Here is a 13,097-nt window from a genome sequence, read left to right as displayed (position 1 = left end):
TGTGAACATTATCGCTCCTTTGGCTTGTTGGTTCGGAACCACGCGTTAACTTCCGATGTGATCTGATCTCCGCCCAGCTTGCGCCAGTTCTCCACAAATCGATCAAACTCATCTATTGGCCTACCCAGAATAATGTTCATATAGGCTTCAAGCTGGAGATCCCGAAGAATAATCTGCCGGTCCACCATGGTGTCCGTAATTCCGCCCGTGAACTGGTCATAGAGAAGTTGACCGTTCTTCTCGTATGAATCTGCAATGCTAAAAGCACCCGAAGGTCCGTAGGTTTGTTTCCAACCCCAGCCACTCTTTACACCTTCCGTTTCATAGGCGACAATTCGTTTGTGAATCGCAAGGGCTTCATTCTGCAGAGCCGAGTAATCTCCTGAACTCCTGGCATCACGAATTTGTTTGTAGGCATCTATATTTTTGTTGCCGGGAAAAGGGGTAACGGGTGAAAGCATCCACACCGCTCTGGAATCATCATTGTAATATGTCTCGTACTGTGCCTGATCCCCCCAGTTGGTTTCCAGATGCAGATTCATGAGCTTCACGACAACCTCCGGATTAGAGAACCCTTTTTTTACAGCAAAGTATTGCCCTGTGTTAGAACGGAGAGGTACAAATAGATCCCTGCCTGACTTCGCAACAATAGGATATGCCTGCCATTCTATATCTGTATCTATATCCCGGGTGGTCGGAAGCATAAAGGATGTCCACTGCTCGCCGTAGAGCATTCCTATTTTTCCATCCTTAACCAGACGAAACGCCTTACTCCCACTTTTGTAACCAAAATCCGGATCCAATTGCCCGTCAAGATACATGGTTTGCAGTACTTGCAGAGCCTCGCGAACTTCAGGTTGTATCCCTCCATAAGTAAGATTGCCTTCTGCATCTTTGACCCATATATTGGGGAATGCACCGTATCCGGACATCAAGCCTGCAGCTCCCATGACGGGATCCCATAGATGGTTTGTAAGCGCCAGTCCGTATGTATCCTGTTCTCCGTTCCCATCAGGATCCCTTTCTGTAAACGCTTTCGATATTTGCAGAACGTCTTCCAGCGTTTTGGGTGATTGCAGCCCCAGATGCTCCAGCCAATCGGTTCTAATCCACAGGTACTGCGCTGTCTCAATGGAGGAAGATGATTCGGGAATCGCCATAAGTTTGCCGTCAATGGTCGCTGCGTCGAATGCGCCTCTTCCCTCCGCCTCCAATATTCTCTTCGTAAGTGGAGAAGCATGCTCTTGGTATACATCCGTTAAATCTTCAATCATTCCAGCATTGCTCAGTTGTCTAAGTTGGTATGGATTCACTTTGACCACGTCCGGGAAACGTCCTGCAGCAAGGGATACACCCAGCTTCTGACTGTACACATCTCCGTTCGCAATCCAGTCATAGTGAATATGAATACCCAGCTCGGTCTCGTACAAACGAGTCCAGCGATTATCCAGTATTGTCTCACCTGGCAACTGACCAATCATTCGCTCAAGGTCATCTCCGGTTTCCCTGACAAAAGAGACCTCTATGGGCGGAGAGTATCTCCCAAACGTAGAGGGAGGTTGAATCTGCTGCCCATCCAGTTGCGAACGATGTTGTTCAGAATTCCCTTCGGTGTGGCCTGCTGGTATGCACACGGCAAGGAACAGAATGAACGTCCATCTTGATATGTCCAACCATCTCTTATACATGATGACATGCCCCCAATTCGGTGTGAACAACTCTCTTCTCTCTGTCAGCTTGAATCCATATCATTGTACAACAACTTGTACCCATTGAATACGAAAAGCCGCCGTTGGGCGGCCTTTATGGATTTTCCTTGATCTCATCAGGATTGATTACGTGATAGTCAAAACTGGAAAAGTCAGCTGTTCCTCCAACCATTTGGGTCGAATATACAAATAAACCAACCCGGCAACCCATAAAATGATCCAGTTTGTATATCATTTTATGGTGAATCCCTATATCTCTCCACTTCATCCCATCGAAATAGGCAAAAGAGCACTCATCTATATTGTTTTCAAAATTTCCGAATGCTTTCAGCCTAACGACTGGATCGGATACTGGAATACGTGCATGTTCAGTCGCTGGTTGCTGATCGATCAGGTTGCCCAATATCGTTGGATCCTCACTATCTCTGGCATGCATGACCAGGAAAAAAGTGCCTTCCTCTCTCGTAAGAGCGATCATGCCATACGAACCGATTAGAAAGCACAATCCTGCATAATCTCCATCTTTTAGGAAACTGCCATCGAGTGTGACCGTCGCTTCACAAGCAGGCCCCATTGAACGCTGGGTTAGTGTGTTTACGGCAAACGTCAGATTTGGACTGATCTGTCCAGTTCGAACACGATAAACCCCCGGTTTTTCTGTAACGGACCAGAGTTCATTATGAGGTGTATGATTCCATTGCCAGAAATCACGGAGGCGTATTCGTCCATCTTCTTCGACTTCATAATCGAAACGGTCGCTCCCTACCAATGGATTATAACGGTACTCTGGTCTAGTACTCGGGATGTTAATCTGTTTCGGAGCTTTGTTTGCAAACACCGGGATATCTTGATCAAAATGCAGCGGAACCAGTACAGGAATACGGCCAACGGCCCCATGATCCTGAAACAGCATCGCGTACCAGTCACCATCTGGCGTATCCACAATGCCGCCCTGAGCAACGCCTGAATTGAAATAACCCATATCGTCATTGAATACTTCTCCACCAGCGAAGATACCTTCCAGAGAGTCAGCCATATAATACGCCTGTGTTCTGCGTCCGGAAGCTTTCGTGATGTGAATCAGGAAAACGATATATTTCCCGTTGATCTTGTAGAAATGTGCTCCTTCATAACCAAGGTGGTAAGGCTGCTGGTCTTTTACAATCAAACGATGTACTCCACCAGGTTTGGGACCGGACAGGTCAGAGCTTAATTCGGTCAGATAGATCTCGGCATTACCGTGCACGAGATATACCCGTTCATCATCGTCGAAAAATAAGGAGCAATCATGGTAAAACCCTTCCACTAGCTGCTTCTTCCACACTCCTGAGATGGATGTGGACGTGTACAAGTATGTTTTATGGGTATCATTCGCGACAAAGATTACATAGAACACCCCTTGGTGATAACGAAGAGAGGCGGCCCACATGCCCTTGCTATATATGTGCTGACCATCCACTAGCCGTTGGGCTGGAGTATCGTCCAATGTGTCGTACACATAGGTAGCTACTTCCCACTGGATCAGGTCATATGAACGCAAAATGACACATCCTGGCATCATATGCATGGTTGTGCTGACCATATAATACGTGTCCTCTACACGAATAACGTCAAGATCCGGGTAGTCGGCCCAAATAATTGGATTTGGATGCATGCTTCATTTACACCTCATCTTTTCTGTTAAACTGCCATTCTCTTAAAAGGATGGTTGAGCTGTCTGTTGAGCCTTTAAGCATAATATACAAGTTATGAACACCTTGCGCACCCGTAATTTCGGTTGTTCGTTCCATCCAGTGAAATGATCCTGTTGTGGAAGAAACAATCATTTCTCCAATTAACGGTCCGTCTGCACGATCAAGCCGAAGTTCCAACGTACCTTCTGTGCCTTGATTCGAAAGGATAGCTTTGAAGATTGCAGGTCCTTCACTATCAAAATCGACGTTCGATATTGCAATCCAACTGTCGTTCTGCAGTTTAGCGGAAATCACATTCGCATCTGATGCAGATACCTCAGCAGACATCTCAACAGCGTCGTGAAATTGTTCTGTTGAGACGCCACTACTCCATCCAATCGTCGAACCGCTTACCCGTTGATAGGGATCGAAGTACTTGATTTGATCTACGCCTTGATAATCTGCTTGTACCTTCTTGATCTTACCAGTTGCCTCATCATGTTCGATTCGATTCAGATGCGTTGAGCGGTAACCTTCAGGAATATTCATGGCCTGGCATAACGTCTGAGCATGATAGGCAATGTAACACTGATCGGCCAGTTGGAATATAGCATGATGGTTATTACCTCCAATATTAAAAAAGTGTCCAGGATTCTGAAGCAACGTTCCCTGATATGCCCATGGACCCATTGGCTGAACGCTGGTCATATATGCAATTTCTCCGGGTGGTGGATCGCCCTCTGGCCGATCACCCTCGTCAAAATTGGAGCAATACGTATAGTAGTACATGTTATTATATTTATGTATTCCGGAATCCTCAAACATATACGGCGCCGGGATGACCTTCGCTTTGCCAACGACGCTGATCATATCGTCTCCCAATCGCATAACCCTTGCCGTATCCGGTCTCTCGGCTTTCCCTTCGGGTATACCGCCTCCAAAATAGAGATAGCCTTGATGATCGTCATCTACGAACACAGCAGGATCGAATAGCCAAGTGACTTCTTCTACTCCAGGAGTCTCTCTTGTAACAAGTGCTTTTCCTATTGGATCTATCCATGGACCTACAGGCGTTGGTGCTGATAATACACCGATTCCACTGGCATTGTTAGCGAAATATAGAAAGAAGCAATCTTCGCCTTCTATTATTCGATGAGCAGCTGCCGGAGCCCAGGATTGCGAAGCCCATTTCGCTGCCCCCTGAGGTCCAGCAACTCTGATCTCACCATGATCGGTCCAATTAATCAAGTCATCTGAAGAGATCACTGTGATCCGGTTGATTGAACTATAGCTGTTTTTCTGAGGAATACCGTCCTTATCATATTCGAGCTTATCACTAGTCATATATATGTAGACTCGATTGTTAAATACCAAAGCACAGGGATCGGCTCCAAACTTGTGTGCTATCAGAGGATTTCCGTTGGGACGAAGCTTCCCAATCTCTTCTGTAAGATTCTCCAGTTTGGCAGACTGGACTGAATTTTGCTCACCAGCATGTGATGTAGAATGATGATTCATCGAAAGAATTCCCCCTATAATCGTTATTAGTTTTCTTTTTACACGAAAGCGTTTGCAATACAAAGGATACCATGATAGGATGATTACATTTTAAGGTAAGCTGAGTACAATTTCATTGCGTAATCCGCTCTATTTATTGCGTGAAATGACGGGAGGTGCTTCATGAGTGGGTCCTCTGAGTATTTTTATGATCCCATCCAGCCAGAACTTTTGTACCTGCATCGAATAACGACGTATAAGCTGGAAACGATCTATCATCGCCATAATGCATACGAGATCTATCTGTTTCTTCGTGGCAATGTTCACTTTTATGTAGAAAATCGATGTTACCATGTGCAGCCGGGGGATTTACTTGTGATATCACCTGCGGAGATGCACCGAGCCTTTATTTTGGATGAATCTGAATATGAGCGAATTACAATTAATCTTAAAAAAACGTACCTCCATCAGTTGTCTACAACATCAACCAACCTGTCGTCTTGTTTTGATCATCGTTCAAAAGGAACAGGCAACATCGTTCACCTCGACGATGGTAGTCTAAAGCAGATGTTGCAATGTACGAACGAACTGGAAGGATTACTTGCTTCCGATGCTTATGGCGCGGATATCAAAATGAATGCAGTGATAGCCCAATTGCTGGTCATGATTAACGTCTGTTTTCACAACAATTCCTTTGTTCCTCATGACATTATGCCTGATCTGGTACGTGAGACTATGGATTATATTGAGACACATCTGAATGAAGATATTACGCTTCGCAAACTTGCTGAAGCATTCTATATGAACAGTACTTATATCAGTCGCCAGTTTAAAAAGCATACCGGATTGACGATCAGGTCCTACATATTGGGTCGTCGGATTGAACGGGCCAAATTCCACCTGTCTGAAGGAATGAGTATTACGGATGCTTGCTTTCAGTCGGGCTTTAGTGACTATGCTAACTTTATTCGGAGTTTTACCAAAATGGTCGGCATCTCTCCAGGCAAATATAGCAAACAACGACGTGACGCCATTGAACCGTTACCATGATAATAACAGGCTAATGTATTGAAAAAGCCAAAAAACATCAAGCCATGCAGGATGGCTCGATGTTTTTTCTTCCTATGCTTCGGAGCTGTAAACAATCCGTTATTGCGATCCTAACCGCTAGTTAATTGATCTCTTTACCCGTCCACAATCGAACCCGATCCTTAATCCATTCCGTATACTGTTGTTCCATAGCTACCGCACCCGCATCGTCCAATTCTGCAATCATATTGTCATATATACCTTCAAAGGCACTTGGAGAGGATGTAATCGCTTCGGCGATCCGTTTCTGAATAATATCCTGCGTTTTCTGATACACCACATTATAATCCCCGCTATCGGATGGAATCGGCATGTTGTAAGCCGCGCCCCACTCTTTCACCGGGAACTCTTCTTCAGAAGGGAACAAATCCTTCCAGGTTGTGATGCCATACCCTTTCAGCGCTTCTTTTTCCTCATCGGAATAACTTTGCTGAATCTGTTCAGGATAATTCGTCGTGTAATAGTTGTCCGTTGAATCTTTAACACCATCTCCGTAGTGGGCACCAAAAATGTAGTACAAGCCTACACCAGTTTCTTTGGTAAACGTGTTATTGTCTTTGTTTTTACGTTCCTGCACATCTGCCGGAATGGTGCGAACACCGTCTTCCACGTTGTAGTGTTCCCCTTCAACGCCCCAGTTTCTCAATACTTGTCCTTCTTCAGAAGACATCCAGTCCAAAAATTTAATGGCTCGAACAGGATCTTCACAATCGACCGTTATCCCAATGCCATAACCGTCAAAGCCGATATTCTGAAAGTCTTTGCGCTGGAAACTATCGTCTAGTGTTACCGGATAGAATCCGTAGGTCATGTCATCTTTCCCTGCACTTTTCAGAGCATTTTCCGCATCACTGAATCCCCAGTTCGGATCAAGCAACGAAAGCACGCGTCCGCTGGCGATTTTGGACTTATACTGATCATCTTTTTGAACAAAACTGTCTTTGTCCAGCAAGCCTTCATTGTACATCTTGTTCAACCAGCGGAAATATTCCTTTTCCTCTGGGCGTTTGTAATGCAGAACGGCTTCATATGTGTCAGGATCGATGAAATACTCGCCATCTCCCGGGCCACCCGTTGACATGGCAGCGGGGTCAGTCACCGTAATCATGCGTCTCCAGCCATCCGCACTAAGCGTTAGTGGAATCGTTGGCTGCCCATCGTCTGTTGTCGGATGTTTCTCGTAAAAGTCACGTAGCACATTTTCGAAATCGTTTAAGGTTTTGATCTCAGGATACCCGAGTTCCTTGACTACACGATGTTGAATGGCTGCACCGTTCGTGGCGTCAAAGCTGACCTGATCGATCGCACCGTTCGTCGGAATCCAATATATTGAAGGATCATCATTGCTGTATTTCAACCGATTAAAATGCTCTCCGTAAATCTTTTTCAAATTGGGCGCGTGTTCTTCGATCAGATCCGTCAAATCTACCATCGCACCGGCATCTACGAGTCGGGTCAGATTGCCTTTGGGGAAAATCAGATCCGGATAATCGCCGCTGGCAGCCATTAGCGAAATGCGGTCGTTTCCGCCTCCGCTCGAAATATCGAACTCTGCATCAATCCTCACACCGGTTTCTTCCGTAATTTTCTTCCCTACAGCATCCTGCATTTTGTTCCAGTTGGGACTTGCATCTGCTCCAAAGAAGCTAAATGTAATTGGACTGTTCGGATCACTGCTATTCGACTCGGCATTCTCTGCAGCATTTCCGCAACCGGCGGAAACCAGCACAACACTTGTTACCAGGCATGCTCCTAGCACTTTTGAAACGGCTCTCATTATTTCTCTGCCCCCTAGATGGTGTTAGTCGTGATAAACAATCCAGACATTACGATAACTCGTTTCGGAATAGTATACGCTTACATAATCAAGTGTTAATAAACGATTAAAATCCTGCCTACCCTATTCCATGGTTAAAGTATAAGGAAGTCTATTAACCCGAACCTTGATTATTAAGCCATGAAAATAGCATGATCTAGACATGATCCCCAGTCAACTGTGGAGACCAAAAAAGCGATGGTTGCCCATCGCCTCATAACGCCAATATTACATTTCAATAATATAATTCCAACGTAAATCCTTGGATCTCACCTTCTACATCCCGCATCAATTCGATGACTTGGTCAGCGTAATCTCCAAGAATTTCTTTGCTTTTCTCGAATCCAAGCCATTGAACAGTAAGCGGCATGCTTACAGCCCCAGTCAAGACATCCCATAATGCGTCCAAATTGGCTCCATAGCTCTCGTCTAACTCAAGCTGTTTCTGAAGCACTTGATGTAACTCTTCCTTGCTGTGAGTGTGGTTTCCGTCAATCTGAATGATGCTCATATCATTCCTCCGTTTGTTTGATCTGTTCAAATGACTTGTAATGATCTGTCGTCTGGTAGATTAGACCGTCATTTGAATATAGAATTCGGTCGCTTCCGCGCCGTCCTCCTGAATAATGTATATCAGCTTCGTACCAGATCCGACCTTTTTTGTTAGGTAATAACCCTTCCCGGTTTCTGAATACATCGCCACCGATGCTTTTGCCAGGAGCCACTTCATGCAGATTCCCTTCACTTGGTTCCCAGCCCAATTCTCTGGCCTCTTTCTTGGTCATGTAATTTGGCGGGAGTTCATTGTGCTCCGAGATATAATTGGCAACCTCATCAAATCCCATTTCCTCCGAAACTTGAGGAGAGCCGGTATCAAACAAAGACTGTGAAGTACAACCCGAGAACATTAATGCGGCAATGATGATCAATAACGTGTAAGCCTTTTTTCTGAAAAACATAATCTTTTCTCCTTTTGATGTTCTTGCTGCTATTCGTATTGTTGACACCTCTAACCATGAACAATGACTCTAATGTTAACGACTTGTGATCATTAAATCAATTCTGTTGACAAGTTCTTATCCTTCAACATAAAAAAGCCGCTAAACTAGCGACTTTAATCGTACCATGATAATATCCATTCAATATATTAATTTAATTAATCCATCCAATTCTTCAGTGCTACGACAACTTCTTCCAACTGTTTTTCTTCCGTAACTTCAGGCTGATTATCTCCTTTTTGCATGCCGTATGAGCCAAATTGACCGTGATTCCCACCCTCAATACTCACATATGTCGTGTCTTCCGGAAGATTTGCTTTGGCGTTCTCCCAGTCTTCCCTGTTAAGCACTCCGTCATCCGAGCCTGTAATCTGTAAGGTAGACAAATTCGTATTCTTCAAGCTACCGCCTTCATCGGCATAGGATGCCAAGAAAAAGACGCCTTTCAACTTCTCCGTGTGCTCAGCAGCATATCGTGATGCAAATGATCCTCCTAGTGAATGGCCTCCAATAACAAACGCTTCGTTAGGATGTTCCTCGATAAAGGAATCAGCCTTGTTTTGACCGAAAATGGCCAAGTTTAACGGCATATCCGCGATGTATACGCGGTGACCCTGTTCTGCCAGTTCTCTGGCAAGTGGAGAATAGCTTTCAGGTTCGACTAGGCCGCCGGGATAGAAAATAATATTCGGCTTTGTTACCTCTGTACCCACGGGTTCAAAACGGTAACCGTCCTTAATCTCGGTGACATTAACCTGACCATCACTTGTAAATGCTGCTTCCGCTCGCTCAGACGGACTATACGTGACCGATTGAAGATATACGAAAACTCCGGCCACGATGATAATGATGGACAAAATGGTCCACATGATAATCTTTTTCCATTGGTTTGTACGTTGTGCTGTTTTCAACTCTAAAACCACCTTGTCATGAAGATAATGTTATGTGTTTTCAACTCTCAACAAATTATACTTACCGGTAAGTATAATTACAAGATGATTTTGCTTACGATCGTTATTTGTCATAAAATACTCATGGAGGGAAGTCCAATGACAGAAAAATCAACGAAACGTTTACCTGGGAGACCGAAACATGCTGACGACGATATCTCTATTCAGCAAACCATTATTCAAACGGCTTCAAAGCTATTCATGGAGTACGGCTACGAAACGGTCACACTTCAGCAAATTGGAAAAAGTTGTAGCGTATCAAAACCGACCATCTATTATCATTTTACCAGCAAACCAGAGCTTTTTAAGGTTGCCTTTACAACGATGCTACAGAATGTGAGCCGGTTAACCTCGCATATGCTTGATCAAGCCGAGAATCTGGAGTCGGGGCTTGTGCGTTTGGCAGAGGCCAGACTGGGCAATCCACATGCAGAGATTGAAACTATGCTCAGAGAGGCTGAGCCTTTTCTTGACCACACTCAGATTCAGGACATACGTGCAGCGGAGCATGGTATTCACGAAGTGTTAGCCACCCATTTCCAGCGGGCAATGGATCAAAATAGACTGCAGACGGATAATCCGTTTTTCTTGGCAGAGACCTTCTCCACCATGATGCTCATGGGAAATCGGGAAGATAACCTGCACAAATATGGTTCCAATCTTTCATTAGGAAAAAAACTAGTGGATCTCTTCCTTCGTGGAGCGCAGTAAAAATTCAGGGCAACAAGGAGAATGGATATGAATATTCCCAGAGGAACCTATGGTTTTCGGTTCGCTGAAGACAAGGAGCTCCAACTATGTTCACTATTTGCGGCCGGATCTGATTCTATAACGGACCCTTCTTATCTCTGGGATGGACTCGAACGTACGGATGGGCCTCTCCTGTTATTCCAGTATACAATCTCGGGTAAAGGTGTATTTGAGTCAAATAATTGCATCCACCATGTCACTGCAGGACAAGCTTTTTTGGCCGAGATCCCAGGTCCACATCGCTATTACTACCATTCAGAATCGAAAGAACCTTGGGACTTTCTCTTCCTGTTGTTCCGGCCCACGCTTGTTCTGCCCCATTGGCGAAAATTCCTTCGTGAAGTCGGAGAAACACCCTATCTCCCCGCTGACTGTACACCAATCCGGTTGTTGCGAATGATCGTGACCGATGCGGCGACAGGCAGAATCACGGATCCTCTAATTGCATCATCAAGCGTATATCAGTTCATGACAGAACTGGTTAGATTACAGAAAACAACGCTGAGCAACAGAGAAAACTGGTCGGGTAACATACAACGGGCCGTTGAATACATAGAAAACAACTACTCTAAGATGATCAGTATGGATCATCTTGCAGAACATGTGTGCCTTTCCAAATATCATTTCATACGTCGCTTCTCTTCCAGTACAGGTCTGACCCCGGGCGCTTATCTGACCCGCGTGCGCACTGAGAAAGCGATGGAATTGCTGCGCGGAACTGCTCTTAGTATTGAAGTCATTGCCGAACAAGTCGGCTATTCCAGTGGAAGTTATTTTATCAAAGCCTTTCGTAGCATAACTGGCTTTACACCAGGTGAATTCCGTAGTGGTGGCGAAAGCCTTGTGTATCGTAAATTGTTCTTCGACTAACCGCAATATTATGCTATTCCACATGTAAGATTACTGTAGATATTAATAAAATCCTTTATTATGATGAATTTAGCGAGAGCAATAATTAATCAGTAGAGGAGTATTCCCATGAATCATACGCTTGCAGCATCAACTCCACCGCTTGGCTGGAATAGCTGGGATTGCTATGGCGCGGCTGTTACAGAAGATGAAATTCGTGGTAACGCCGAGTACATGGCAGAACATCTTAAAGACTTTGGCTGGAGCTACATTACGGTCGATATTCAATGGTATGAGCCTTATGCCAATTCTTCTCAATACCGTCCGTTCGTTCCGCTAATTATGGATGAATATTCACGGCTTATGCCTGCGGAGAACCGCTTCCCCTCCGCTGCGAATGGACAGGGATTTAAGCCATTAGCCGACTACGTTCATAGTCTTGGGCTGCAATTTGGCATTCACATCATGCGCGGTATTCCACGTCAAGCTGCACATGCCGGGACTCCGATCCTGGGCACAACCGCCACTGCGCGCGATATTGCTCATCCGAACTCCATCTGTCCGTGGAACACAGATATGTACGGTGTCGATAGCTCGAAAGAAGGAGCACAGGCCTATTACGATTCGCTTTTTGAACTGTATGCACAATGGGGCGTTGACTTGGTGAAGGTGGACGATATTGCCGCCTCCAGACTCTATGATACCCATCAGCCCGAGATCGAAATGATATCCAAAGCAATTGAGCGCTCCGGTCGGCCCATGGTACTGAGTCTCTCTCCTGGCCCTGCCCCGGTGGAATACTCAGAATTCTTGGCTGATCATGCCAACATGTGGCGTGTCACGGACGATTTCTGGGACCTTTGGCCGCTGTTATTGGATATGTTCGACCGCTGCCGGGCGTGGCAGGGCGTTCCCCAAGCAGGCTGCTGGCCAGACTGTGATATGTTGCCTTTGGGTCATATCGGTATCCGTTCTGTAGACGGTGGTGGTGCAGATCGCTGGACTCGGTTCACACCTGACGAGCAGTTGACGATGATGTCGCTGTGGAGCATCTTCCGTTCCCCGCTTATCTTCGGTGGTGAACTTCGAGATAACGATGATTGGACACTGTCCCTGTTAACCAACCGTGAGGTTCTTCGAATGCATCGCGAGAGTTATGGAGCCAGAGAAGCCTTGCGTCATGAAGAACTTATCGTATGGACAGCTCAACATGGTGATGGCTCGTCCTACGTCGCTGTATTCAATACAGGCGAGAAACCTCTGCCCGTGGATCTCAATATAGAGGAAATCAACCTCTCGGGTATTACCGAAGGTGCCGAATTATGGAGCGGAGAAGCAGCCGAGTTCACAGAGAACTCTTTACATACTACTGTGCCGACGCACGGTGTACGCCTCTATCGGTTTTCCTAAGCTTACAATAATCCAACACATGGTCAGCTCCCACAGCTAGTAACATATCCAGCTTCTCAGCACTGTCAACGCCAGTCACCTCAGCCCCAAGAATTCGATAACGAGGCTGCAGGACCGCGCCGATGCGGGTAACGAATGGTTTCCCGCGAAGGAGATCCCAATCCCAGGAGTTTACCGAAGTGGCATGGACCTCAATTAACACTTCATGATCCTTGGGCCACAGGTATATTCAGTGGTTTCAATAGATATGCCGACTGTAGTAGCTGGTATAACCGAGTATTTGCCGTGGGATTCGATTAACTTGAAGAATTTTCTCAGGGATATACCTATTTTGAATAATTAAGCGGACTATAGAT

Annotated in this window: 11 protein-coding genes; 4 read left to right on the top strand and 7 right to left on the bottom strand. The window is 45.5% G+C overall.

Annotated elements, in window-relative coordinates; all coding sequences use genetic code 11:
- Positions 1-8 precede the first annotated feature (8 nt).
- The 3 genes from AC1S8V_RS14540 to AC1S8V_RS14530 all read right to left on the bottom strand — a co-directional run bounded on the left by AC1S8V_RS14540 (position 9) and on the right by AC1S8V_RS14530 (position 4,900).
- A complete protein-coding gene (locus AC1S8V_RS14540) occupies positions 9-1,688 on the bottom strand; it encodes an extracellular solute-binding protein (RefSeq protein WP_482074200.1) in 1,680 nt (559 codons plus the stop codon).
- A gap of 115 nt (positions 1,689-1,803) precedes the next feature.
- A complete protein-coding gene (locus AC1S8V_RS14535) occupies positions 1,804-3,363 on the bottom strand; it encodes a glycoside hydrolase family 43 protein (RefSeq protein WP_482074199.1) in 1,560 nt (519 codons plus the stop codon).
- Between the two features lie 7 nt (positions 3,364-3,370).
- Positions 3,371-4,900 carry a glycoside hydrolase family 43 protein gene (locus AC1S8V_RS14530; protein ID WP_482074198.1) on the bottom strand — a complete coding sequence of 510 codons (1,530 nt, stop codon included), beginning with the start codon at positions 4,898-4,900 and terminating at the stop codon, positions 3,371-3,373.
- Between the two features lie 162 nt (positions 4,901-5,062).
- On the opposite strand from AC1S8V_RS14530, the gene AC1S8V_RS14525 reads away from it, so the two are divergent.
- On the top strand, positions 5,063-5,929 hold the full coding sequence (locus tag AC1S8V_RS14525; RefSeq protein WP_482074197.1) for a helix-turn-helix domain-containing protein: 867 nt from the start codon (positions 5,063-5,065) through the stop codon (positions 5,927-5,929).
- A 121-nt stretch (positions 5,930-6,050) separates the two neighbouring features.
- Here AC1S8V_RS14525 and AC1S8V_RS14520 read toward each other — a convergent pair whose 3' ends face one another.
- The 4 genes from AC1S8V_RS14520 to AC1S8V_RS14505 form a co-directional block, all read right to left on the bottom strand.
- Positions 6,051-7,745: an ABC transporter substrate-binding protein gene (locus tag AC1S8V_RS14520; protein ID WP_482074196.1), complete on the bottom strand. Its 1,695-nt coding sequence runs from the start codon at positions 7,743-7,745 to the stop codon at positions 6,051-6,053.
- A 274-nt stretch (positions 7,746-8,019) separates the two neighbouring features.
- Complete coding sequence (locus AC1S8V_RS14515; protein WP_482074195.1) at positions 8,020-8,295, bottom strand: barstar family protein; 276 nt, start codon at positions 8,293-8,295, stop codon at positions 8,020-8,022.
- Between the two features lies 1 nt (position 8,296).
- The gene (locus AC1S8V_RS14510; RefSeq protein WP_482074194.1) at positions 8,297-8,743 is read right to left on the bottom strand and encodes a ribonuclease domain-containing protein; all 447 of its coding nucleotides are present in this window, start codon (positions 8,741-8,743) and stop codon (positions 8,297-8,299) included.
- Positions 8,744-8,940: 197 nt separating this feature from the next.
- A complete protein-coding gene (locus AC1S8V_RS14505) occupies positions 8,941-9,693 on the bottom strand; it encodes an alpha/beta fold hydrolase (protein WP_482074193.1) in 753 nt (250 codons plus the stop codon).
- A gap of 138 nt (positions 9,694-9,831) precedes the next feature.
- Between AC1S8V_RS14505 and AC1S8V_RS14500 the strand changes: the two genes are divergently transcribed.
- From AC1S8V_RS14500 to AC1S8V_RS14490, 3 genes are all read left to right on the top strand, one after another.
- A complete protein-coding gene (locus tag AC1S8V_RS14500) occupies positions 9,832-10,443 on the top strand; it encodes a TetR/AcrR family transcriptional regulator (RefSeq protein ID WP_482074192.1) in 612 nt (203 codons plus the stop codon).
- Positions 10,444-10,470: 27 nt separating this feature from the next.
- Positions 10,471-11,352, top strand: coding sequence for a helix-turn-helix domain-containing protein (locus AC1S8V_RS14495; protein WP_482074191.1), 882 nt, complete (start codon positions 10,471-10,473; stop codon positions 11,350-11,352).
- Positions 11,353-11,460: 108 nt separating this feature from the next.
- Positions 11,461-12,741 carry a glycoside hydrolase family 27 protein gene (locus AC1S8V_RS14490; protein ID WP_482074190.1) on the top strand — a complete coding sequence of 427 codons (1,281 nt, stop codon included), beginning with the start codon at positions 11,461-11,463 and terminating at the stop codon, positions 12,739-12,741.
- Positions 12,742-13,097: the final 356 nt, after the last annotated feature.

It is taken from the genome of Paenibacillus sp. B46(2026), assembly GCF_056786355.1.
The sequence above is the reverse complement of the archived record's forward strand: the minus strand, read 5'-3'. Positions and strand labels throughout refer to the sequence as shown.